This window comes from Streptomyces ziwulingensis (assembly GCF_039542605.1).
GTDB lineage: Bacteria > Actinomycetota > Actinomycetes > Streptomycetales > Streptomycetaceae > Streptomyces > Streptomyces ziwulingensis.
Map to the genome: position 1 here is coordinate 427704 of NZ_BAABIG010000022.1, position 24211 is coordinate 451914.

General features: G+C 70.9%; 16 protein-coding genes and 1 tRNA gene. 15 read left to right on the top strand and 2 right to left on the bottom strand.

From position 1 onward, the window contains the following. The first annotated feature begins 395 nt into the window (after positions 1-395). The 9 genes from ABEB00_RS12895 to ABEB00_RS12935 all read left to right on the top strand — a co-directional run bounded on the left by ABEB00_RS12895 (position 396) and on the right by ABEB00_RS12935 (position 15462). Positions 396-2816, top strand: a complete 2421-nt coding sequence (locus ABEB00_RS12895) for a sodium-translocating pyrophosphatase (RefSeq protein ID WP_345619582.1) — start codon at positions 396-398, stop codon at positions 2814-2816. A 219-nt stretch (positions 2817-3035) separates the two neighbouring features. After that, a complete protein-coding gene (locus tag ABEB00_RS12900) occupies positions 3036-3626 on the top strand; it encodes a small secreted protein (protein ID WP_345619583.1) in 591 nt (196 codons plus the stop codon). 46 nt (positions 3627-3672) lie between these two features. Then, positions 3673-5190 carry a DUF7059 domain-containing protein gene (locus ABEB00_RS12905; protein ID WP_345619584.1) on the top strand — a complete coding sequence of 506 codons (1518 nt, stop codon included), beginning with the start codon at positions 3673-3675 and terminating at the stop codon, positions 5188-5190. Positions 5191-5329: 139 nt separating this feature from the next. After that, on the top strand, positions 5330-5527 hold the full coding sequence (locus tag ABEB00_RS12910) for a hypothetical protein (RefSeq protein ID WP_345619585.1): 198 nt from the start codon (positions 5330-5332) through the stop codon (positions 5525-5527). Positions 5528-5797: 270 nt separating this feature from the next. Further along, positions 5798-8626, top strand: a complete 2829-nt coding sequence (gene topA / locus ABEB00_RS12915) for a type I DNA topoisomerase (protein WP_345619586.1) — start codon at positions 5798-5800, stop codon at positions 8624-8626. 159 nt (positions 8627-8785) lie between these two features. Continuing rightward, positions 8786-12091 carry a dTMP kinase gene (gene tmk, locus ABEB00_RS12920; RefSeq protein ID WP_345619587.1) on the top strand — a complete coding sequence of 1102 codons (3306 nt, stop codon included), beginning with the start codon at positions 8786-8788 and terminating at the stop codon, positions 12089-12091. Positions 12092-12267: 176 nt separating this feature from the next. Continuing rightward, the gene (locus ABEB00_RS12925; protein WP_345619588.1) at positions 12268-13473 is read left to right on the top strand and encodes a DNA polymerase III subunit delta'; all 1206 of its coding nucleotides are present in this window, start codon (positions 12268-12270) and stop codon (positions 13471-13473) included. A gap of 225 nt (positions 13474-13698) precedes the next feature. Next, positions 13699-15273, top strand: a complete 1575-nt coding sequence (locus ABEB00_RS12930) for an alpha/beta hydrolase (protein WP_345619589.1) — start codon at positions 13699-13701, stop codon at positions 15271-15273. Positions 15274-15388: 115 nt separating this feature from the next. Further along, a tRNA-Thr gene (locus ABEB00_RS12935) sits at positions 15389-15462 on the top strand. A 127-nt stretch (positions 15463-15589) separates the two neighbouring features. Here the strand turns inward: ABEB00_RS12935 and ABEB00_RS12940 are convergent. Continuing rightward, a complete protein-coding gene (locus ABEB00_RS12940; RefSeq protein WP_345619590.1) occupies positions 15590-17203 on the bottom strand; it encodes a tyrosine-type recombinase/integrase in 1614 nt (537 codons plus the stop codon). Continuing rightward, complete coding sequence (locus ABEB00_RS12945) at positions 17200-17901, bottom strand: helix-turn-helix domain-containing protein (protein ID WP_345619591.1); 702 nt, start codon at positions 17899-17901, stop codon at positions 17200-17202. The genes ABEB00_RS12940 and ABEB00_RS12945 overlap by 4 nt, the downstream gene beginning before the upstream one ends. A 79-nt stretch (positions 17902-17980) precedes the next feature. Here ABEB00_RS12945 and ABEB00_RS12950 point away from each other — a divergent pair, with 79 nt between their 5' ends. From ABEB00_RS12950 to ABEB00_RS12975, 6 genes are all read left to right on the top strand, one after another. Beyond that, entirely contained in the window at positions 17981-18226 is a 246-nt protein-coding gene (locus tag ABEB00_RS12950; RefSeq protein ID WP_371128078.1) for a hypothetical protein, read from the top strand. 232 nt (positions 18227-18458) lie between these two features. After that, positions 18459-19769: a DUF3631 domain-containing protein gene (locus ABEB00_RS12955; protein ID WP_345619593.1), complete on the top strand. Its 1311-nt coding sequence runs from the start codon at positions 18459-18461 to the stop codon at positions 19767-19769. Positions 19770-20207: 438 nt separating this feature from the next. Beyond that, complete coding sequence (locus ABEB00_RS12960; protein ID WP_345619680.1) at positions 20208-21041, top strand: DUF2637 domain-containing protein; 834 nt, start codon at positions 20208-20210, stop codon at positions 21039-21041. Positions 21042-21386: 345 nt separating this feature from the next. Then, positions 21387-21953 (top strand): MobC family plasmid mobilization relaxosome protein, encoded by a 567-nt coding sequence (locus ABEB00_RS12965; RefSeq protein ID WP_093708151.1) that lies wholly within the window; start codon positions 21387-21389, stop codon positions 21951-21953. Beyond that, positions 21950-23686, top strand: a complete 1737-nt coding sequence (locus ABEB00_RS12970) for a relaxase/mobilization nuclease domain-containing protein (protein ID WP_345619595.1) — start codon at positions 21950-21952, stop codon at positions 23684-23686. Before ABEB00_RS12965 ends, ABEB00_RS12970 begins: the two co-directional genes overlap by 4 nt. A 74-nt stretch (positions 23687-23760) precedes the next feature. Next, positions 23761-24198 (top strand): hypothetical protein, encoded by a 438-nt coding sequence (locus ABEB00_RS12975; protein WP_345619597.1) that lies wholly within the window; start codon positions 23761-23763, stop codon positions 24196-24198. The last annotated feature ends 13 nt before the right edge of the window (positions 24199-24211 follow it).

Here is a 24211-nt window from a genome sequence, read left to right on the forward strand (position 1 = left end):
CCAAGAGGGCCCCGCCTGCCTGGTGGGGCCCCTTGCCATGTGCGGAGTCCGAGATCCACGCCTACAGTGGTTCCAGTGCGCACGTTAAGTGAATTCTTTCACGACCGGCCTCGCGAGTGACGCGCGTGCAATAAGTGATCTCCTCCACCTCAAGTCTCCGTCATTGGATTCCCGCCACCCGATCCCCGCCACTCAAGTTCTGTCACTTGATCTCTGCCATTCGATCTCCGTGATGCGATCTACGCCGCCGAGTTGTTGCTCCGTTCAATGCCCCGAAGGCATTACGGCTCTCGACTTGACGGACCAAATAGATTTGTCATGCTCTGTTTAGATCAGGTTCCGGTACCTAGAATCCGTCCACATCTTGAGCTAAGCCAAAGCGTCAAGGAGGACGAATGGCGGGGCTTTCCACCCTTCATCAGTCGGGCCCTCATCAGTGGGGCGACCCCTCGACCCTCGCCGCCGCGGTACTGACCGACGGGAACCGCGCGATCGTCGCGGTGATCGCGGTCATCGCGCTGGCGGCACTGGTCGTCGCGGGCGTCCTGGTGCGTCAGGTGCTCGCGGCGGGCGAGGGAACCGACAGCATGAGAAAGATCGCGGCGGCCGTCCAGGAAGGTGCCAACGCCTACCTGGCCAGGCAGTTGCGCACCCTCGGCGTATTCGCCGTCGTCGTGTTCTTCCTGCTTCTGCTGCTGCCCGCGGACGACTGGAATCAGCGCATCGGACGGTCGGTGTTCTTCTTGATCGGCGCGGCGTTCTCCGCGGCCACCGGCTATATCGGCATGTGGCTCGCCGTACGCAGCAATGTGCGCGTCGCCGCGGCGGCGCGAGAAGCCACACCGGAACCGGGCGGACCGAAAAAGGATCTCACCCTCGTCTCGCACCGGGCGATGAAGATCGCATTCCGCACGGGCGGTGTGGTCGGCATGTTCACGGTGGGGCTCGGCCTGCTGGGCGCCTCCTGTGTGCTGCTGGTGTACGCCGCCGACGCGCCGAAAGTGCTGGAGGGCTTCGGACTGGGCGCCGCGCTGATCGCGATGTTCATGCGGGTCGGCGGCGGCATCTTCACCAAGGCCGCCGACGTCGGAGCCGACCTGGTCGGCAAGGTCGAGAAGGGCATTCCGGAGGACGATCCGCGCAATGCCGCGACCATCGCCGACAACGTGGGCGACAACGTCGGCGACTGCGCGGGCATGGCGGCCGACCTCTTCGAGTCGTACGCCGTGACCCTGGTGGCCGCGCTGATCCTGGGCAAGGTGGCCTTCGGCGACCTGGGACTGGCGTTCCCGCTGCTGGTGCCGGCGATCGGCGTGCTCACCGCCATGATCGGCATCTTCGCGGTGGCGCCGCGCCGGACCGACCGCAGCGGGATGAGCGCGATCAACCGGGGGTTCTTCCTCTCCGCGGCGATCTCGCTGGTGCTGGTCGCGGTGGCCGTCTACGTCTACCTGCCCGGGACCTACGCCGAACTCGACGGCGTCACGGACGCGGCCATCGCGGGCAAGAACGGCGATCCGCGGATCCTCGCGCTCGTCGCCGTGGCCATCGGCATCGTGCTCGCCGCCCTGATCCAGCAGCTCACCGGCTACTTCACCGAGACCACCCGGCGACCCGTGCGGGACATCGGCAAGAGCTCGCTCACCGGCCCGGCCACCGTCGTCCTCGCCGGCGTCTCCCTCGGCCTGGAGTCGGCCGTCTACACCGCCCTGCTGATCGGTCTCGGCGTCTACGGGGCCTTCCTGCTCGGCGGCGCCTCGATCATGCTGGCGCTGTTCGCGGTGGCACTGGCCGGCACCGGCCTGCTCACCACGGTCGGTGTGATCGTCGCCATGGACACCTTCGGGCCGGTCTCCGACAACGCCCAGGGCATCGCCGAGATGTCCGGTGACGTCCAGGGCGAGGGCGCCCAGGTCCTCACCGACCTGGACGCGGTCGGCAACACCACCAAGGCCATCACCAAGGGCATCGCGATCGCCACCGCCGTACTCGCGGCGGCGGCGCTGTTCGGGTCGTACCGCGACGCCATCACCACCGGCGCCCGGGACGTGGGGGAGAAGCTCAGCGGCGAGGGCGCGCCGATGAGCCTGATGATGGACATCTCCCAGCCCAACAACCTCGTCGGGCTCATCGCGGGCGCGGCGGTCGTCTTCCTCTTCTCGGGGCTGGCGATCAACGCCGTGTCGCGCTCGGCGGGTTCGGTGGTCCACGAGGTGCGGCGGCAGTTCCGCGAAAAACCCGGGATCATGGACTACACCGAGACGCCCGAGTACGGCAAGGTCGTCGACATCTGCACCAGGGACGCCCTGCGGGAACTCGCCACGCCCGGACTGCTCGCCGTGCTGGCGCCGGTCTTCATCGGGTTCACGCTCGGCGTGGGCGCGCTCGGCGCGTTCCTCGCGGGCGCGATCGGCTCCGGCACGCTGATGGCGGTCTTCCTCGCCAACTCCGGCGGCGCCTGGGACAACGCCAAGAAACTCGTCGAGGACGGCCACCACGGGGGCAAGGGCAGCGAGGCCCACGCCGCCACCGTCATCGGCGACACGGTCGGGGACCCCTTCAAGGACACCGCCGGACCGGCGATCAACCCACTGCTGAAGGTCATGAACCTGGTCGCGCTGCTCATCGCGCCCGCGGTGATCAAGTTCTCCTACGGTCCGGACCGGAGCGTCGGCGTGCGGGTGCTGATGGCGCTGGTCGCGCTCCTGATCATCGTCGGCGCGGTGTACGTCTCCAAACGGCGCGGCATCACCATGGGCGACGAGGGCGAGGCCGGGAAGGAGCCCAAGTCGGCCGACAGCGCGGTCGTTTCGTAGGATCACTCGACCCGGGACCGGCCGGAACCGGGGCGATCCGCAGCTCACGGCGCGGGCGAACGGCGCGTAGTGGCGTGCCGGGCGCCCGCGTCGCGTCTATGCGCCCTTCACTCCGTGAGCCTTCTCTCGCTTGGTTCAAATGGCTGCAATAACGGCCGTACCGGACGTTGGTTACGGAGATGTCGCCCAGATGGCGTGTATGTTCCGGGGCCGAGAGCCATGGAAGGGACCAATCCGGTGAACAAGAAGCTCGCGGCCGCACTGTCCGGCGGTGCGGTACTGGTACTGGCGCTGACGGGATGCGGCGGCGACGACGGCAACGACAAGCTCGACTCCTGGGCGAAGCAGGTCTGCGACGGCGTGCAGCCCCAGGCGAAGAAGATCGAGTCCGCCAACGCCGCCATCCAGAAGCAGACCGCCGACAGCAGCGCGCCGGCGGACGTCCAGAAGACGGACGCGCAGGCGTTCCAGGACATGTCGGACGCCTACAAGGCGATGGGCACCGCCGTGCGCAAGGCCGGCGCGCCGGACGTCGAGAACGGCGAGAAGAAGCAGAAGGACGCGGTCACCGAGCTGAACGGCCTGTCCTCCTCGTACGCCTCCCTGAAGAAGCAGGTGGCGGACCTGGACACCAAGGACCAGGCGGAGTTCGCCGACGGCCTCAAGGACATCGCCACCGACCTGGACAAGCTCGGCCGGAGCGGGAGCAACGCCCTGAAGGCGCTGGAGGAGGGCGAGGTCGGCCAGGCCATGGCCAAGCAGCCGACCTGCAAGTCGGCCTCCGCCTCGGCGTCCGCCACGACGAGCTGAGCCACGCCGCCGAGGCGGCGGGTGGGACGCGGGTCACAATGGGGGAGTGAGTAACGCCAGCCTCTCCCCCCTGCCCGCCGCCGACCGTCCCGACGTCGCCACCCGGCTGAGGGACGCCCTGCTCGGGGCCTCCTTCACCGCCGACGGCCTGCTGGAACTGCTCGGCGCTCCCGCCTACGCGGCGCTCTCCCGCAGCGAGACCGTCCCCGCGCTGCGCGCCACGCGCGGCGACACGCCGCTGGAGATGCTCGTACGGCTCTTCCTGCTCCAGCAGCCGGTCCCGCACGCACGCGTGGCGGACATCCTGCCCGTCGACGCCTGCCTGGAGAGCGGCTGGCTGGTGCGGTCCGGCGGCGACGAGGTGACCGCCACCGCCGACGTCCGGCCCTACGGCGGACCCGGCGGCGAGGACTGGTTCATCGTCTCCGACCTGGGCTGCGCGGTCGGCGGCGCGGGCGGCATCGGCAGCAGCGCCGAGGGTGTCGTCCTCGGCGTCGGCGGTGCCTCCACGACGCTGGCCGGCCTCACCGTCCGCACCCCCGTCGCCGCCGCGCTCGACCTCGGCACCGGCTCCGGCATCCAGGCGCTGCACGCCGCCCGGCACGCCACGCGTGTGACCGCGACCGACGTCAACCCGCGTGCCCTGCACATCACCGCGCTGACCCTCGCCCTCTCCGGGGCGCCCGCCGCCGACCTGCGCGAGGGCTCGCTCTTCGACCCGGTCCGGGCGGACGAGACGTACGACCTGATCGTCTCCAACCCGCCCTTCGTGATCTCGCCGGGCGCGCGGCTGACCTACCGGGACGGCGGGATGGGCGGGGACGATCTGTGCCGCACGCTCGTTCAACAGGCGGGGGAACGGCTGAACGCGGGCGGGTTCGCGCAGTTCCTCGCCAACTGGCAGCACGTGGAGGGGGAGGAATGGACGGACCGGCTGCGCTCCTGGGTGCCGCGCGGCTGCGACGCGTGGATCGTCCAGCGCGAGGTGCAGGACGTCACGCAGTACGCCGAGCTGTGGCTCAGGGACGCGGGGGACCACCGTGACGACGTGACCGAGTACCAGGCGCGGTACGACGCCTGGCTGGACGAGTTCGAGGCGCGCGAGGTCAGGGCGGTCGGCTTCGGCTGGATCACGCTGCGCCGGACCGACGCCGCCGAGCCCTCGATCACCGTCGAGGAGTGGCCGCACCCCGTCGAACAGCCGCTCGGCGAGACCGTCCGGGCGCACTTCGACCGCGTCGACTACCTGCGCACCCACGACGACGCGGCCCTGCTCGAAGCGTGCTTCGCGCTGACCGCCGAGGTCGTCCAGGAACAGGTCGGGCTGCCCGGCGCCGAGGACCCGGAACACGTCGTCCTGCGCCAGAACCGCGGCATGCGCCGGGCCACCCGGGTCGACACGGTCGGCGCCGGGTTCGCCGGCGTCTGCGACGGCTCGATGAGCGCGGGCCGCATCCTGGACGCCATCGCCCAACTGACGGCCGAGGACCCGGTACTGCTGCGCGACCGCACGCCCGCGCAGATCCGGCTGCTGGTGGAACAGGGGTTCATCGCACCGGCGTGATGGGGGTGACCGGCGCGACGTGGGTGCTCGGAGATCTGTCGGCTCCCCGTTCACCTCGGCTTCGCCCGGTCGCCGCCCGCGCGTGCCAGCCTCCCGTCACAGGGAACCCGCGGACGGCAAAAAAGGGGCACGGAGAGCCATGGAACGTGGACCGGCGATCTTCGCGGGAGTGGTGTTCGCCCTGTTCGGCAGCGGCCTGCTGGTGTGGACCGTGACCCGCGTACGGCACCGCCGCCCCGTCGCCGAGGGTGTGAGTCCCGTCGCATCGGCGACCGTCGCGAGCGTCGCCGGCGTGGTCGCGCTGGCCCTCGCGGCATGGTGCCTCACCGGCGTCTGAACGGCGGCTTCCGGACCGGGCGGCCAGGGCCGCCGGCGTAACCGAAGGGTCGCGCTCCGGATACACCCCGACGAGCCCGTGGGCACTCCGGGCGACAGGATGAGGGTTAGTCGGGTTACCGTTCGAGTGGCCGTTGCGGGCTTTTCCCGTTTGACACGGGGGCGGGAGGTACCGTCACACTCCGCAGCGTCACGAGCGAACAAGGAAGCAGGACCGACCCCGGGACCACGCACGGGGCAGTCCCCAGCGCCGACCCAGAGAAGAGCGAAGTTGTCCCCGACCAGCGAGACCGCAAACGGCGGCCGCCGACTCGTCATCGTCGAGTCGCCCGCCAAGGCGAAGACGATCAAGGGCTACCTCGGCCCCGGCTACGTCGTCGAAGCGAGCGTCGGGCACATCCGCGACCTTCCCAACGGCGCCGCCGAGGTGCCGGAGAAGTACACCGGTGAGGTCCGTCGCCTCGGGGTGGACGTCGAGCACGACTTCCAGCCCATCTATGTGGTCAACGCCGACAAGAAGGCACAGGTCAAGAAGCTCAAGGACCTGCTGAAGGACTCCGACGAGCTTTTCCTCGCCACCGATGAGGACCGCGAGGGCGAGGCCATCGCCTGGCACCTGCAGGAAGTGCTCAAGCCGAAGATCCCGGTCAAGCGGATGGTCTTCCACGAGATCACCAAGGACGCGATCCGCGACGCCGTCGCCAACCCGCGCCAGCTCAACAAAAAGCTCGTCGACGCCCAGGAGACCCGCCGCATCCTCGACCGCCTCTACGGCTACGAGGTCTCGCCGGTCCTGTGGAAGAAGGTCATGCCGCGGCTGTCGGCGGGCCGCGTGCAGTCGGTCGCCACCCGGCTCGTGGTGGAGCGCGAACGCGAGCGCATCGCCTTCCGCTCCGCCGAGTACTGGGATCTCACCGGCACCTTCCTGACCGGCCGCGCCGGAGACGCGAGCGACCCGTCCTCGCTGGTCGCCCGGCTGGCGACGGTCGACGGCAGGCGGGTCGCGCAGGGCCGCGACTTCGACTCCCTCGGGCAGATCAAGAGCGCCAACACCCTCCACCTCGACGAGGCGAACGCCCGCGCGCTGGCCGCCGCCCTGGAGCAGACCCGGTTCGCCGTCCGCTCCGTCGAGTCCAAGCCGTACCGCCGCTCGCCGTACGCCCCGTTCCGTACGACGACGCTGCAGCAGGAGGCCAGCCGCAAGCTCGGCTTCGGCGCCAAGGCCACGATGCAGGTGGCGCAGAAGCTGTACGAGAACGGCTACATCACCTACATGCGTACGGACTCCACGACCCTGAGCGAGACGGCCGTCCGGGCCGCCCGCGCCCAGGTGACGCAGTTGTACGGCGCCGACTACCTGCCGGCCCAGCCGCGGACGTACGCCGGCAAGGTCAAGAACGCGCAGGAGGCGCACGAGGCGATCCGGCCCTCGGGAGACCGCTTCCGTACGCCCGCCGAGACCGGCCTCACCGGCGACCAGTTCCGGCTGTACGAGCTGATCTGGAAGCGGACCGTCGCCTCCCAGATGAAGGACGCGACCGGCAACTCCGTCACCGTGAAGATCGGCGGCACCGCTGCCGACGGCCGGGACGTGGAGTTCAGCGCCTCCGGCAAGACCCTCACCTTCCACGGCTTCCTCAAGGCGTACGTCGAAGGCGCCGACGACCCCAACGCCGAGCTGGACGACCGCGAGCGCCGGCTGCCCCAGGTCGGCGAGGGCGACGCGCTGACCGCCCAGGAGATCACCGTCGACGGGCACGCCACCAAGCCCCCGGCCCGCTACACCGAGGCGTCGCTGGTCAAGGAGCTGGAAGAGCGCGAGATCGGCCGCCCGTCGACGTACGCGTCGATCATCGGCACGATCCTCGACCGCGGCTACGTCTTCAAGAAGGGCACCGCGCTCGTCCCGTCCTTCCTCTCCTTCGCCGTGGTGAACCTCCTGGAGAAGCACTTCGGGCGGCTCGTCGACTACGACTTCACCGCCAGGATGGAGGACGACCTCGACGCCATCGCGCGCGGCGAGGCCCAGGCCGTGCCGTGGCTGCGCCGCTTCTACTTCGGCGAGGGCTCCGTCGCGGGCGTGGCGGCCGACGCGGGCAACGGCGACGGCGACCACCTCGGCGGCCTCAAGGAACTCGTCACCGACCTCGGCGCGATCGACGCCCGCGAGGTGTCCTCGTTCCCCGTGGGCAACGACATCGTGCTGCGCGTCGGGCGCTACGGCCCGTACATCGAGCGCGGCGAGAAGGACTCCGAGAACCACCAGCGCGCCGACATCCCCGAGGACCTGGCGCCCGACGAGCTGTCCGTGGAGCTGTCCGAGGAACTGCTCGCCAAGCCCAGCGGCGACTTCGAGCTGGGCACCGACCCGGCGACCGGGCACACCATCGTCGCCAAGGACGGCCGCTACGGCCCGTACGTCACCGAGGTGCTCCCCGAGGGCACCCCGAAGACCGGGAAGAACGCCGTCAAGCCGCGAACCGCCTCGCTCTTCAAGTCGATGGCGCTGGACACGGTCACGCTCGAAGACGCTCTGAAGCTGATGTCGTTGCCACGCGTGGTGGGCGCCGACGCCGAGGGCGTCGAGATCACCGCGCAGAACGGCCGCTACGGCCCGTACCTGAAGAAGGGCACGGACTCCCGGTCCCTGACCGCCGAGTACCAGCTCTTCACCATCACGCTGGACGAGGCGCTGGCGATCTACGCCCAGCCCAAGCAGCGCGGCCGGGCCGCCGCCAAGCCGCCGCTGAAGGAACTGGGCACCGACCCGGTCAGCGAGAAGCCGGTCGTGGTCAAGGACGGCCGCTTCGGACCGTACGTCACCGACGGGGAGACCAACGCGACGCTGCGCTCCGGCGACAGCGTCGAGGAGATCACCCCGGAGCGCGGCTACGAGCTGCTCGCCGAGAAGCGGGCCAAGACGCCCGCCAAGAAGACGGCGAAGAAGACGACCGCGAAGAAGGCCCCGGCGAAGAAGGCCCCGGCGAAGAAGACGGTGGCCAAGAAGACCACCGCCAAGAAGACGACCGCCACGACGACGGCGGCGAAGAAGACGGCCGCCACCAAGAAGGCGACCGCCGCCAAAGGCTCGGAGGACTGACTCGCCGGACTGACTCGGAGAAGTGAGCGGAGAGCCCGCGGGCGTCCTGCGCCCCGAGTGGTTCGCCGGACGAACGCCTCGGCATCGATTCGGTGTCGGGGCGGTCGTGTGTTCGGGTGTCCACGCGGGACTGTCGGTCGCTGCCGATAGGCTGAACGCATGACGCGAGCCGAGCGGCCAACGGCCCCACCCACGGCCCCTGACGACGCCCTTGTCGCGGACTCCCGCGAGCGCGCGGTCCGCGCCCTGCTGCGGCAGCCGCAACTGCGGCGCTTGTGGAGCGCCCACCTGCTGGGCGGTGTCGGCGACTGCCTCGCCCTGCTCGTCCTGGTCCTGCTGGCGGTCCAGGCGGCCATCACCGCCGGATCGTTCGGCGGCGGCTACCGGGGCGTGGCGTTCGCAGTGGCGACCGTCTTCGCGGTACGTGTCCTCGCGACACTGCTCTTCGGCGCCGTCCTGCTGGGCCCGCTCACCTCCCTCACCGCCCAGGACGGTCCACTCGACCGGCGCTGGACGATGACGGGTGCGGACGGTCTGCGGGCGGCACTGCTGATCGTCGCCCCCCTGTGGATCGACTGGACGCCGGACGACGCACTGGCCGCCGTCCTGGCGACCGTCTTCGTCATCGGCGTCGCCGAGCGGTTCTGGACGGTGAGCCGGGAGAGCGCGGCGCCCGCGCTGCTGCCCACGCCTCCCCTGGAAGGCGCGACGGTCCGCCCGCTGCCCGACCACATGGAGGCGCTGCGCCGCCTGTCGCTGCGTACCGGCTTCGCGGCGATCCCCCTCGCCGCGGTGGCCCTCGTCCTCGCCGGGCTGCTCAACAACCTGATCGGCGCCGGCGTCGACTGGTTCGCCCAGCACCAGGCGGCCCTCGCCTCGTACGTCGCGGCCGGGCTGTTCGCCGCGTCCGTGTCGGTGGTGGCCTTCCTGGAACTGCCCGCCACCCGCACCCCGCGCGCCCGGTCGCCGCTGGAGGGGCTGCGCCGCCCCAGGAGCGGCACGGGCTCCGACAAGGGCCGCACCGGTGCACTGCCCCTGTTGGTCCTCGCCTGCACCGCGGTGGCCGGCGCCATCGCCGCGGCGGTCGCGGTGGCCGTCCTGCACGCCAAGGACCTCGGCGGCGGACCGGTGCTCTTCGGACTGCTGGTCGCCGCGCTGACCGGCGGCGTGGCCGTCGGCATCCGCACCGCCCCCGCCCTGCTGCCCTCGCTCTCCCGCCGCCGGCTGCTGTCGCTGGCCATCGCCTTCGAGGGCGTCGCCCTGCTGGCCGCCGGGCTGGTCCCGGACGGCACCACCGTGCTGCTGATCGTCGCGCTGGCCGGTGCCGGCGCGGGCGTCGCCGCCAACGTCGGGCACACGCTGCTCGACCAGGAGACCGAGGAGAGCCGCCGGACCCGTACGACCGGGCACCTGCACGCGTGTGTGCGGGTCTGCGTGGCGCTCGCCGCGGTGATCGCCCCCCTGGTGGCCGCGGGCATCGGGCCGCACCGGCTGGAGAACGGCAAGTTCGTCTTCGCGCACGGCGGTGCCGCGTTCACGCTGATGCTGGTCGGCGCGCTGCTGCTGCCGTTGGCCGCGCTGGTCCTCGCCAAGGTCGACGACCGCTCCGGGGTGCCGCTGCGGCACGACCTGCGCGACGCGCTGCTCGGCGGCGACGACCCGGAGCAGGCCCTCGCGTCCGCCGGGTTCTTCATCGCCCTGGAGGGCGGCGACGGCGCGGGCAAGTCCACCCAGGCCGAGGCGCTCGCCGAGTGGATCCGCGCCAAGGGCCACGAGGTGGTCCTGACCCGCGAGCCCGGGGCCACCCCGGTCGGCAAGCGGCTGCGGTCGATCCTGCTCGACGTCTCCAGCGCCGGGCTGTCCCACCGCGCGGAGGCACTGCTGTACGCCGCCGACCGCGCGGAGCACGTCGACACGGTGGTGCGGCCCGCGCTGGAACGCGGCGCGATCGTCATCTCCGACCGGTACATCGACTCCTCGGTCGCCTACCAGGGCGCCGGCCGCGACCTGTCCCCGACCGAGATCGCCCGCATCAACCGCTGGGCGACCCACGGACTCGTCCCGCACCTGACGGTCCTGCTGGACGTCGCCCCGGAGGCCGCCCGCGAGCGGTTCACCGAGGCGCCCGACCGGCTGGAGTCGGAACCCGCCGAGTTCCACGCCCGCGTGCGCTCCGGCTTCCTGACGCTGGCCGCGTCCGACCCCGGGCGCTACCTCGTGGTGGACGCCGGCCAGGAGGCCGAGGCCGTCACCACGGTCGTACGGCACCGCCTGGACCAGGTGCTGCCGCTGTCCGAGGCCGAGATCCAGGCCCGCGAGGAGGCCCGGCGCAAGGCCGAGGAGGAGGCGCGGCGCAAGGCCGAGGAAGAGGCGGCGCGCAAGGCCGAGGAGGAGCGCCTGGAGCGCGAGCGCCAGGAGCACCTGGAACGGCTGCGCGTCGAGGAGGAGGAGCGCAAGCGCCGCGAGCTGGAGGAGGCCCAGCGGCGCGAGGCCGAACGCCAGGCGGAGGAGGCCCGGCAGCGGGCCGAGGAAGCACACCGCAGGGCCGAGGAGGAACGCGCGCGGCTCCTCGCGGAGGAGAAGGCGCGGGCCGAGGAAGAGGCCCGGCGCAAGGCGGAGGAGGAGCGCCGCCGCAGGCAGGCCGAGGAGGAGGCCCGGCTGCACGCCGAGGCCGAGGAACGCCGCCTGGAGAAGCAGCGCAAGGCCGAGGAGGCCCTGATGCGGGCCGAGGAGGCGCGCCGGGCGGCGGAACGGGCGGCGGCCGTGGCTGCCACGGGCCCGCGGCCGGAGGCTCCGTCCGAGGCGTTCCGCAAGCCGGCCACGCCGTCCGCGCCCACGCCGTCCGCTGCCACGCCGTCCGCGCCCACGCCGTCCGCTGCCACGCCGTCCGCTCCTGCTCCGTCCGCTCCGGCCGGGCACGTGGACGCGGCCACTGTGCAGACGCCGGTGGTGCGGGACGGGTCCTCGGGCTCGGCGGAGGATGCCGGTGGTTCCGGTGGCTGGCCGGTGGCGTCCGCTCCGTCCGAGGCGGAGGTGACGGCCGAGCTGCCGATGCCGGCGGTGTCGCGGAGTGAGGCCGAGGAGACGGCGGTACTGCGCGCGGTGTCGCCGCGCGAGGCCGAGGAGACGGCGGTGCTGCCCGCCGTGTCGTTCGACAAGCCCGACCTGACGCCGGGGGAGAGCGACGAGACGGCCGTACTGCCTCAGGTGCGCGAGGAGGACGGCGACGACCGCGGTGACGGCAACGACCGGACGCGCGAGTTGCCGCAGGTGGACCCGTGGGAGGCGGACGGCCGGAACGAGCCCGACGCGACCCGACGCAGGCGCCGGCCCGACTGGGCCGAGGAGACGCCGCTGGACGACCTGCCGTCGCTCGCGGACGAACTGCTGGGCCCGCGCGAGGGCGACGCCGACGGTGACGGCGGACGCCGGGGGCGGGGCGGCAAGGGCGGCCGGGGGCGCTGAGGGACGGCCGGGCGCTGAGGGTTCGGGACTCCGGGCCGGTGGTGGCCGGCGGTCCGGGACTCCGGGGTGGCGGTGGCTGCCCTCGGTTGTCAGTGGCCGCCCGCACAATGGAGGGGCCGGCGCGGAGTGCGGCGGCAGCCGTGCGCGGCGGGTGTGACGGAAGGACGGCGTGACCCATGACCGTATGGGACGACCTGGTCGGCCAGGAGCGGGTGAGCGAGCAGCTCGCCGCCGCGGCCCGGGACGCCGACGCCTTCGTCACGGCCGTCTCGGCCGGCGACGCCCCGTCCGAGGCGTCGAAGATGACGCACGCCTGGCTGTTCACCGGGCCGCCCGGCGCGGGAGTGACGCAGACGGCACGGGCGTTCGCCGCGGCCCTGCAGTGCGTGAGCCCCGACCGGGCGCTGGGCGGCGTCCCCGGCTGCGGGTTCTGCGACGGCTGCCACACGGCGCTCATCGGCACCCACGCCGACGTCAGCACGGTCGCCGCGGTCGGCTCGCAGATCCTCGTGGAAGACATGCGGGACACCGTCCGCAAGTCCTTCACCTCGCCCGCGACCGGCCGCTGGCAGATCATCCTCGTCGAGGACGCCGAGCGGCTGAACGAGAAGTCGGCCAACGCCGTCCTCAAGGCCGTGGAGGAACCCGCCCCCCGTACGGTCTGGCTGCTGTGCGCCCCCTCGATCGAGGACGTCCTGCCCACGATCCGCTCCCGCTGCCGCCACCTGAACCTGCGCACCCCGACCGTCGAGGCCGTCGCCGACATGCTGGTACGCCGCGAAGGCGTCGAGCCGGCCGTCGCCGCCGCCGCGGCCCGCGCCACCCAGGGCCACATCGAGCGGGCCCGCCGGCTGGCCACCGACCCCGCCGCCCGCGCCCGCCGGGCCGCCGTACTGAAGCTGCCGCAGCGCGTCGAGGACGTCGGCGGCGCGCTCAAGGCCGCCCAGGAACTGGTCGACGCGGCCGGTGAGGACGCCAAGCAGCTCGCCGAGGAAGTGGACGGCAAGGAGACCGAGGAGCTGAAAACGGCGCTCGGTGCCTCCCAGGGCGGCCGGATGCCACGCGGCACGGCGGGGGTGATGAAGGACCTGGAGGACATGCAGAAGCGCCGCCGCACCCGCACCCAGCGCGACAGTCTCGACCTCGCCCTGACCGACCTCACCGCCTTCTACCGCGACGTCCTCGCCCTCCAGATCGGCTCTCGCGTCGCGATCGCCAACACGGACGTCGAGGACGTACTGGAGCGCCTGGCCCGCGGCAGCACCCCCGAGTCCACCCTCCGCCGCATGGACGCGATCGCCGCCTGCCGCGACGCCCTCGACCGCAATGTGGCCCCGCTGCTCGCGGTGGAGGCGATGACCATGTCCCTCAGGGCGGGCTGAGCGGACGGAGCGGGCTGAGCGGACGGAGCGGGCTGGGCGGGCTGGTCCGGCCGAGTGGCCGGTCGCCGCCGGAGTTCGCTGCGAGCCCGTGGGAGCCCCCTGTATCGCCCCCTGTATCGCCCCACGTATCGCCCTCCATGCCTCGTACGAGACAACTGATAACTCTTACGAGGCATATCGAGCACGCAGGGCGTTCGCCTGGTCGCTGACGGTTACGCTCGCTGGATGCATTCAAGGAGTACTCTCCGCAGGACCCGTACCGGCTTCGCCCTCCTCGCCGTCGCGTTGCTCGCCTCCGCGTGCTCCGCCACGGGCGCGTCGACCTCCGCGAGTTCGGCGGCGGAGGCGTCGTTGGCCCCCCTGCCGCGGGCCACGCCCTCGAACCTGGCGCCGTACTACGAGCAGAAGCCGAGCTGGCGCGACTGCGGCGTCCCCGGCTTCCAGTGCGCCACCATGAAGGCACCGCTCGACTACGCGAAGCCGGCCGAGGGGGACGTACGGCTCGCCGTGGCCCGCAAGAAGGCCACCGGCCCCGGGAAGCGGCTGGGCTCGCTGCTGGTGAACCCCGGCGGGCCGGGCGGTTCGGCCGTCGGCTACCTCCAGAACTTCGCGGGCGTCGGCTACCCCGAGAAGATCCGCGCCCGCTACGACATGGTGGCGGTCGACCCGCGCGGCGTGGCCCGCAGCGAGCCCGTGGAGTGCCTCGACGGCCGCGAGATGGACACCTACACACAGACGGACACCACCCCGGACGACGAGCGGGAGACCGGCGAACTCGTCCGCGCCTACAAGAAGTTCGCCGAGGGCTGCGGCGCCGACGCGCCCAAGCTGCTGCGCCACGTGTCGACCGTCGAGACCGCCCGCGACATGGACCTGCTGCGCGCGGTGCTGGGCGACGAGAAACTGAAGTACGTGGGAGCGTCCTACGGGACACTGCTCGGGGCGACCTACGCCGGGCTGTTCCCGGACCGGGTGGGGCGGCTGGTGCTGGACGGCGCGATGGACCCCTCGCTGCCCGCCCGGCAGCTCAACCTGGAGCAGACGGCCGGCTTCGAGACCGCGTTCGAGTCGTTCGCGAAGGACTGCGTCCGGCAGACCGGCTGCCCGCTCGGCGGCAAGGGGACCCCGGCCGGCCAGGTCGGCAAGAACCTGAAAACGTTCTTCGCCGAGCTGGACGCGCGGCCGATCCCCACCGAGGACGCCGACGGCCGCGAACTCACCGAGTCCCTCGCCACCACCGGCGTGATCGCCGCGATGTACGACGAGGCCGCCTGGCGGCAACTCCGCGAGGCGCTGACCTCGGCGACGAAGAAGAAGGACGGCGCCGGGCTGCTGGCCCTGTCCGACAGCTACTACGAGCGCGAGGCCGACGGCCGCTACAGCAACCTGATGTCCGCCAACGCCGCCGTGAACTGCCTCGACCTGCCCGCGGCCTTCTCCTCGCCGGACGAGGTGAGAGCGGCGCTCCCCGACTTCGAGAAGGCGTCCCCCGTCTTCGGCGAGGGCCTCGCCTGGGCCTCCCTGAACTGCGCGTACTGGCCGGTGCACCCCTCGGGCGAACCGCACCGCATCGTGGCCGACGGCGCGTCCCCGATCGTCGTGGTCGGCACGGTCCGCGACCCCGCGACCCCGTACCGCTGGGCCGAGGCCCTCGCCGCCCAGCTCTCCTCCGGCCACCTCCTCACCTACGACGGCGACGGCCACACCGCGTACAACCGAGGCAGCGCCTGCGTCGACTCCGCGATCAACGCGTACCTGCTGCGGGGCACGCCCCCGACGGACGGGAAACGCTGCTCGTAGAGCATGCCGTACCGGCTCCCGCCGGCCCCCTGGGGCGCCCGGGGGCCGGTACGGAGCACCCCGCGAAACTGTGTAGACTTACCGCGTTGCTGATCGCACCATGTGCGGACGGCGCGCCGCCTTAGCTCAGATGGCCAGAGCAACGCACTCGTAATGCGTAGGTCTCGGGTTCGAATCCCGAAGGCGGCTCAGATCAAACCCCAGGTCAGATGCTTCTGACCTGGGGTTTTCTGCTGGGCAGGGCATGACGCGTCGCACGGCCGCGATGCCGTGGGATTGCTTGCGTGAGCGATGCGTGAGCGGAGGGGCCCCAGCCCTACTTCTTGCGCTTCTTCCGCCCGGTCTTCTTCTTGTCTTCGGCCTGCGCCTTCTTGGCGCGCTTGGCCTTCTTCCGGGCCTTCTCCGCCTTGCGCGCCGCCTCTTCGGCGTCCGCCTTGCGCTGGAGCGGGACCAGCTTGGCGGTGGCCTCGGCGGCGCTCTTGCCGACGTGGGGGAGCACGCTCTGGTAGATGTCCCGTGTGATCCGGGTGTCGCTGTGCCCGAGGGTGTCCGACACGATCTTGACGTCGATGCCGGCGGCGAGCATGAGGGTGGCCGCGCCGTGGCGGAGGTCGTGCAGCCGGATTGGTGGGAGACCGGAGGCGTCGACGAGGCGTTCGAAGAGGTCGGTGACCTTGCCCGGGTGGAGCCAGGAGCCGTTCTCCTGGGTGAAGACGAGGCCGGTGTCGATCCAGGCCGGACCCCACTCCTCGCGCTCGGCCTGCTGTAGTTTGCGGTGGCGTTCCAGTACGCCGACGGTGTCGTCGTCCAGGGCGACGACGCGGAAGCCGCTGTCCGTCTTCGGTTCGGACGACTCGACCTCCCAGCCGTCCTGTACGAGCTGGCCTGTGACCGTGAGGGAGGGCCGGTCGAGGTTCGTCTCCGACCACGGCTGCCCGGCCGCCTCGCCGCGCCGCAGGCCGCGGAAGGCGATCAGGTGCCACATGGCGTACAGGCGGTCGGTCTCCACGAAGTCAAGGAAGGCGCCCGTTTGTTCCGGCGTCCAGACCATGACGGGGGAGGGCTTCTCGCCCGTCTGCCGCCAACGGGCGACGCGCTCATCCGTCCATACCAGCGCCTTCGGCTTGCGGACCGGGTCGATCTCGACGTGGGCCGCAGGGTTGAACGTGATGATCTGCTGGCCGATCGCGTCGTTCAGGGCAGCGCGGAGCGTGGCCTTGATGTGCTGGCGCGTCGACGGCCCGGTGATGCGGCGGAACGGTGGCATGGCGTCGAGCGCGGCCTTCATGGCCTTGCGGCGATCGCGGTTCTCCGCGCCCTTCCACGGCACGGTCGCCAACTCCTCGACTGCCGCCCGACGCTGGGCGTTCTGCTCCAGGATCTCGGCGTTGGCGTCGGTGATGGCGGTGAACATCTCGCTGAGATGGCTCACGCGCAGCCGGTCGAGGCGACGGCCGCCGAGGTGGGGCTTGAGGTGCACGCGGACGTCGGTCTCGTAGCGGCTGATGCCCGACTTCCGGATGCGCTTGCCGGCGAGCCACCGGTCCAGCCATTCGCCCACGGTCAGGCTGCCCACGAGGTCCTGGCCGGCCAACAGCCGACGCCTCGTCTCCTCCACGTCCGGGAGGGGCAGCTTCTCGCCGCTCACCTCGGCGAGCATCTCCGCGACCAGTTGAACGCCCTCGGGGTCGTCGGACTCGGCGAGTCCCATGAGAGCGCGTACATGGTCGAGGTCCGCCTGGGCCGCTTTGAGGCTGCTGTACCCGCCGCGGGCGAACGAGCGTCGGCTGCCGTCATCGCGGGGCGGCAGCTCCTGGCGTATGGAGTACGTGCAGTGGTTCCTGCTGTTGCGCTTGGGGCAGGAGCCGCCGAGTTCCTTGCCGGTCTTCGGGTCGCGGCAGGAACAGCGGCGATAGGTGGAGCCCTTCAAAGATCATTCTCCTCGTTGGATTCGGGGTCGGTTCCGGGTGCCTCGATCGCGGTGACGATGTCCGGCCACAGGAACGGAGGCGTGACGCCTTCTTGCCGGATGAAGGCGCGGACCTTGCGCAGGCGGCGCTCGGCCTCGTCAGCCGCCTCGGCGGCGCGGGCTTGGGAGCGCAGTGCCTCAGCTTTGCGGTCGGCGTTCGGCGCGGTCTTGGCGTGGTAGCGCGCGTACTCCTCGTCGCGCCGCGCGCTCCGCAGTCGCTCCTGGGCGGCGTGGTGGGCGCGGAAGTAGCGGAGCATGTCGTCGTCCACACCGAGGTCGGTCTCCTCCCCGGTGAACCAGCGCAGGGCGTCCAAGGGGGAGGTGGGGTCCTGGAGCGGAAGCCGCTGCAGGTCGTCGACGTAGCCGACGGGGTAGACGAGGCAGATGGGCGGGGTGTTCAGCGCTTCGGCCAGGACCATGACGTCGACCAGGGGCAGGTTGGAGCGGCGTCCGGACTCCATGTTGGCGATCACGTTGCGGGGGATCGGGTGGCCGATCTCCTCGCACCGGTCGGCCAAGTCCTGTGCACTCCAACCCAGTTCCTTCCGCCGTCTGCGGACCTCGGCGGCCACGGTGGCCATTACCTGGTCCACCCACTCAAGGACGTCGTCCTCGTCGTCGGTCTTCCTGGATCCATGTTCGCCAGGGCGTTGTGTCATGGAGACACATTAGCTCGCTTAGCGTTGATTCCATGGCCTGGAGATGGGCGCGACGGTCGCGTTCACCAAGGGCTCAGTCATGGATGGAGCGCGTGTGCGCGAGAACGAAGAGGTCGGTCGGGCGAAAGGGATGAGTCGAGCGGAGCTTCTGGAGCTCCCCGCTGCCGTTGACCTGGAGACAGGTAACCGGGCGTTGGGGCTTGGGCGCAGCAAGGGGTACGAACTCGCCAAGCGCGGCCAGTACCCGTGCAAGGTGCTGCGGCTGGGCAACGCCTATCGGGTCGTCACTGCGGACCTGTTGGCCCTGCTGGGGTTGGCCGCGTGAGAGGTCGTGCCCGTACGAGACACTTCTGCGCTGAGTCGACACAGAATCGCTGGACTGTCGCATGGCGTGGACGTACTGTCCGTGGTCCCTCGCGGTCCCGAGAAGCCCGCGAGAAGAGGCAGGGCCCCCGGCGGTGCAACGCCGGAGGCCCCGTGACTCCCCAGCAATCCCATGAGATCCGACCCGGTGGCGGGGCGTGCAAGTTCACGGCCGCCAGACGAGGAGCCGCTCGGTGCAACCCGAGAACCCCCAGCCGTATTCCGCCGCCCAGACGAACTGGCCCGCGACGGCCATACCCGGCCGGCCTGGCGCTCACCTCCACGCATCGCAGGCCGAATCCGACGATCCGGAACTGAGCGCGGACACGGGCGACCACGGCGCCGATGAGACGGAGGCGCGGGCCGAGCCCGTTACGGCGCCAGACGTGGAGCCGACCCTCGGTTCGGCCCTGCTCGACGAACTGCGCTCGCAGATAACCCAGTTCGTGATTGCCCCCTCACGGGAGGCGCTTGACGCGATCACCTTGTGGGTCGCGGCGACACACCTGCAGGCAGCGTGGCAGCACGCTCCGCGCCTGGCCGTGGTGGGCCCCGCCAAGCGGTGCGGCAAGTCGCGGCTGCTGGACGTGCTGACCGAGACGGTCCACGACCCGATGCTCACCATCAACACCACACCGGCGGCGATCTTCCGGTCCATCACCGAGGACAACCCGCCCACGCTCCTGGTGGACGAGGCGGACACCATCTTCGGCTCCCCGAAGGTGGCCGAGAAGAACGAGGAGATGCGCGGCCTGCTCAACGCCGGCCACCAGCGCAACCGGTACGTCACCCGGGTCGTGGGCAACGATCACACCCCGCACCGCTTCGCCACCTTCGCGATGGCGGCGATCGCGGGAATCGGTGACCTGCCCGACACGATCATGGACCGGGCGATCGTGATCCGCATGCGTCGGCGTGCGGAGGGCGAGAAGGTCAAGCCGTTCCGGTCTCGGCGCGACGTACCGGCCCTGCACGGTCTGCGCGACCGTATCGCCGCGTGGGCCAAGCCACTGCTCGACGAGGCCGCTGACCTGGAGCCGCACATGCCGGTCGAGGACCGGGCCGCGGACACCTGGGAGCCGCTGGTCATCGTTGCCGATCTGGCCGGCGGGGAGTGGCCCCGCCGCGCGCGCCACGCGTGCGCCGTCATGGTCGCCGCCGAAGTGGCAGCTGAGGAGGAGAACCCGAGCGGCGCGAGGATCCTCGCGGACATTCGCCGGGTCTTCCATGCCCAGCGCGACGTGGACAGTCTGTCCACCGAGGAGCTCCTCCACCACCTGCGCCAGGACGACGAGGCTCCGTGGGCGGAGTGGGGCCGTACCGGGCTGACGTCCCGCGAACTGGGAAGGATGCTGCGCGAGTTCGACATTAGGCCCGGCAACGTCCGCATGGCCGACCGGACCCAGCGCAAGGGCTACATGCGCAACAAGTTCCTCGACGCCTGGCGCCGGTACTGCCCCACCATTCACCCCGTCGGGGCCGATCCCAGCCTCCGAGAGGGGTAGCCCGCCCGCCCCTTCGGGATGCCGTCCTTGCCGTCCCTGCCGTGATCTTGCAGGTCAGGCGACCTCCAGCCAAGACGGCATCCAGTGGCAAGACGGCAGCGCGATCAGCGCCGATGAGCCACTCGCCCAAGACGTCGTCCCGATCCGTCTCGTGACGTCCTAGGCGTCCCTGCCGTATCCGTGCAGATCGCGGCCGTGTGCGCCAAGACGGGAGGCGCACGGCGCGCGGGCGCGCAGTCGGGCTGAAACGGCAGCGGCCTCGCAAGACGGACTGCCGTAGCCGCTGCCGTAACGCCCTGACCTGCGCTTGCAACGGCCAAGACGTTCAAGACGCACCACGTCACCACCCCAGGAGAACCCCGCTTGATCACCCTTCCCCACCCTCGACAACCCCACCGCCCGCAATCGGCGCACCACCCCGGAACGCGCCAGCCGTCGGTGCATACGCGCGACGCCGAGCGGTACGCGCTCGCCTTGGCCGGCGTCGTCATCGTCGCCCTGACCGCCGGAGCGTTCTGGCTCTCTTACGCGCACCTGGCCGACGTCGCCGGCCAGCACGGGCTCGGCACGTCGCCGATCCGCCGCTGGGCTTGGCCCGCCACGCTGGACGCGTTCATCATCGCTGGCGAACTACTCATGCTGCGTGCCGCCTTGCGCCGCGTCACCGACCGATGGGCCATCGGCGTCACGGCCATCGGATCGTCCGGTTCCATCGCGCTGAACGTCGCCGGGGTCAGCGACACGGGCGGCGCCACAGCTGTCCCGTTCCTCGACTACGTGGTCGCAGCGGTGCCGCCGGCCGCCGCGATGGTCGCCTTCGGCGTCTTGATGCGGCAGATCCACCAGCTCGTCGAGCACCCCGCGGAGCCTGCGGGATCGGGTACCGCGCAGGTGCCGGATCGGCAGGCGGCCACATTCGGCCGGTCCACCGAGCCTCCGGCCTCCGTAGTCGGTCGGCCTGCCGAGGAGATCGTCGAACCGAACCATGACGCTCGGCCGCTGGCCGCCATATCCGTTCAGTCGCCGGAACCGTCCTCGGCGCCCGCAGAGAGCAAACCGCGTGGCGGACGCCCACCCGGTGTCCCGCTCGAAGAGCTCGTGGCGATCGGCCGGGCTGCCGTTGCCGAGCAGGGAAAACTCTCCCGCGCTGTCGTCCGAACGGCGGTCGAGGACAAGAACCTGACGGTCGGCAGCGAACGGCTGACCAAGGTGATGGAGGTGCTCCGGGCTGAGCGGGCAACCTCCGCCGAGAACGAGCCCGCCATCGGCTGAGCGGAACCTCTGCCGGGTGACCGGAACCCTTCCGGTCACCCGGCAGCCCGCCGGTCTGAACCGTGGACCGGGCGTTTTCCACACCTGTGGATGCGGCGGGCGGCTCCCCGCTTTCCACCCGCCCCTAGCCCAGAACCGCCCGCTCCCTTCGCCTTCATCCGGAGAACACCTGTGACCCACGACCCGATCCACCGCGAGAGCGCCCACGAAGACGCGTCGGTGTCGACGAAGAGCCAACCCCGAAGGTCGCTCTGGCGCCGTGCGTTCGGACTGCCTGCCCCCGGCGGAGCCAGTAGTACCCCGAGTCCGACTCAAGGCCGGTCTTCGGGGATCTCCGCCCCGGGGGTGGCGGAGGAGGCCCGGCGCCAAGGGGCGCCGAACCGGGAGGTCGAGGCCGAGGGCGGCCGCGACCTGGACACGCTCCACACCGCACAGCGCGAGATCCTCCGCCCCGTTCGCGATGCCACGACTGCTGCCGGCGAGCCCGCTGTGAAGAGCGTGCAGCCCACGATCCGCCGCTTCACCGGTGACAAACGTGGCCAGCGCATCGGCCCTCTGCGCTTCACCGTCGACGAGCTCTCCGCACTTGAGGTAGCTACCGCCGAGCACGGCTACAAGGGCGAGGGCGGCTTCGCTGCCGACGTGGTCGTCGCCTTCATCAGCGGACGGTTCACCGCAAACTTGCCCCTCTCCGAGGATCGCCGCCGCACCCATCACTTCCGCGCCCAGGTGCTGCGCCAGCTCAACCGCATCGGCGTGAACGTCAACCAGATCGCCCGTGCCCTGAACAGCGACCTCACCCCACCCGACATCCGTCAACACCTCGTCGAACTCCAGGCGCTGCTGGAACTCATCGCCGAGACACTGCGCGACCCCGCCGACCCGGTGGAAGAGGAGGAAGCAGCCGCATGATCGCCGCCATCAAGCCGGCCGGTTCCAATACCCGGGGGCTGCTCGCCTATCTCTACGGCCCTGGCCGCCAGGACGAGCACCTGGACCCGCACATCGTCGCGGGTTTCGCGATGCTCGGCATGCCCGACCCTGGTCGCGACGAGAGCGCCACTCTGACCGAACTCGCCCGCTACCTCGACGAGCCCGTGCGCCTGCGGAACGGTGAGTTCGGGCGTAAGGTCACCGATCACGTGTGGCACTGCCCCGTGCGGGCGGCCCCTGAAGACCGGTACCTCTCCGACGTCGAGTGGGGCGAGATAGCTCAGCGCGTCGTCGAAGCCGCCGGCATTGCCCCGCCCGGAGACGACCTGGCCTGCCGCTGGATCGCCGTACGCCACGCTGACGACCACATCCACATCCTCGCCACCATCGTTCGCGAGGACGGCCGCCGCCCCAAGCTGCACGACAGCGGGATCCGTGTCGGCGACGCCTGCCGAGAGATCGAGAAGGACTACGGACTTCGGCAGCTGAAGAAGGGGGACCGCACTGCCGGCCGCCGACCCACCCAAGGGGAGATGCACAAGGCCGAGCGCAAGGGCTGGGAGCAGACCAGCCGGCAATGGCTCGAAGACTCGGTCCGGGCGGCCATCCCGCATGCACGCGACGCCGAAGAGCTCCTCGCCTACCTCGAAGCCCAGGGCGTGGCCGTGAAGTCCAGGCGCGGCCCGTCCGGTGATCTGCTCGGCTACGCGATAGGTCGCCCTGATGACCTGAACAAGGCTGGAGAGCAGATCTTCCATCCGGGCGGAAAGATCGCCCCCGACCTCTCACTGCCCAAGCTGAAGGCCCGTCTGGAAAGCGCTAGCCCGGAAGAACACCCCACCGCCCGTCGCGCCCGTCCTGACACCCCCTGGCAGCAGGCCGTCGACGCGCTCGACACCCTCCACGCTGATCTCGCGCCAAACGACGGCGATGGCGGTACGGAATTGCAGGCCGCCCAGGCGCACATTGCAGCCCTCGGAGAACTGCTCGACGCCACTGCACAGACGGCCCCCACGACACTGAGCGCGGAACTGCGCGCCAGCGCCAAGGAATTCACTCGCGCGCAGCGCTCCAAGATCCGTGCCGAAGATCGCGTCGCCCACGCGATGCGTTCTGCGGCTCGCGACATCGTGCACACGGCCACAGGCCCGGACGGCAGCGCATTGGCCGCTCTGCTCGCCGCCCTCGTATGGGCCACGGTCATCGCGAAGCGCTGGCACGAGGCCATGGGACACGCCCAGCAGACGGAGGCTGCCGCCCAGGCGCAGCGACACCTCCAAGCCGCTGCGGATAAGGCCGCCACTCCGGTGCTCGCCGACCTCAAAGCTCGTAGCCCACGAGAGGAGAGGCGTCGGGTCCTTGCCCACGACGTTCGAGCCGCGGTCCCGGGACATGCCGATCGAATCCTCGCCGACGACGCCTGGCCTGCCCTCGCCACTCTCCTTGCCGATGCCGAAGCCCTCGGCCACAAGCCCCACCAACTCATCAAGGAAGCTGCCGCACAGCGAGAACTGGACACGGCACGCCAGCCGGCGCGGGTTCTCATCGCCCGTATCCAGCACACGGGCCGAAACGCTGCCCCGAACCGTGTCGCCGAAGCCGCCCGCCGACGCACCACCGTGGCCTGGAGCCGGGCGGGGGCGACACAGCCGCCGATACAGCCGAGCACCCGTGCTGTGGCTCCGGACCGAGGCAAGTCCCCTCATCGGTAGCGGGGTGGCGGGGATACAGGCTGCCTGTCATTGAGTATCGAAGTGCGTCAAGTAGCCGAGAGGGAGAGGACCCCGTGGATTTCGACGAGTACAGCACCGCGTACCTGCTCTACGCGCCGGCGAAGAACCCGCAAGGGTGGAATCTGGATCTGGCCGCCTTCGGTCAGGCGCTCGACGACGCTTTCCCCGAGGTCCGCTACCGGCAGGAGGACGGGCACTCGGCTCGCCTGTCCTTCTGGGTGATGACGGCAGAGGGAGAGGAGTTCGACGGATTCGCCGACAACGAGTCTCGCGACACGATCGCCCTGAGCTCGACCACGGTCGACGAAGCTGCCCAATTTTCCCTGTGGCTTCGCGACGCGTACCTCCCGGCCCCCGACCTCATCCGCTTCACCTCCGAGCTCGCCTATGAGGGGGACATCGACACCGACTGGCGCATCCCGGCCGGCGGAGACCACGAGCGGGTCGCGGACGAGCTCAAGCAGCACCTCCAGGTTGTCGTCGGCGGCTGACAACGGGGGCAGC

Excerpts from the sequence above, each read along its gene's own strand:
- ABEB00_RS12895 (WP_345619582.1), top strand. The coding sequence starts at position 396 with ATGGCGGGGCTTTCCACCCTTCATCAGTCGGGCCCTCATCAGTGGGGC.
- ABEB00_RS12900 (WP_345619583.1), top strand. The coding sequence starts at position 3,036 with ATGGAAGGGACCAATCCGGTGAACAAGAAGCTCGCGGCCGCACTGTCC.
- ABEB00_RS12910 (WP_345619585.1), top strand. The coding sequence starts at position 5,330 with ATGGAACGTGGACCGGCGATCTTCGCGGGAGTGGTGTTCGCCCTGTTC.
- tmk (WP_345619587.1), top strand. The coding sequence starts at position 8,786 with ATGACGCGAGCCGAGCGGCCAACGGCCCCACCCACGGCCCCTGACGAC.
- ABEB00_RS12925 (WP_345619588.1), top strand. The coding sequence starts at position 12,268 with ATGACCGTATGGGACGACCTGGTCGGCCAGGAGCGGGTGAGCGAGCAG.
- ABEB00_RS12930 (WP_345619589.1), top strand. The coding sequence starts at position 13,699 with ATGCATTCAAGGAGTACTCTCCGCAGGACCCGTACCGGCTTCGCCCTC.
- ABEB00_RS12945 (WP_345619591.1), bottom strand. The coding sequence starts at position 17,901 with ATGACACAACGCCCTGGCGAACATGGATCCAGGAAGACCGACGACGAG.
- ABEB00_RS12950 (WP_371128078.1), top strand. The coding sequence starts at position 17,981 with ATGGATGGAGCGCGTGTGCGCGAGAACGAAGAGGTCGGTCGGGCGAAA.
- ABEB00_RS12970 (WP_345619595.1), top strand. The coding sequence starts at position 21,950 with ATGATCGCCGCCATCAAGCCGGCCGGTTCCAATACCCGGGGGCTGCTC.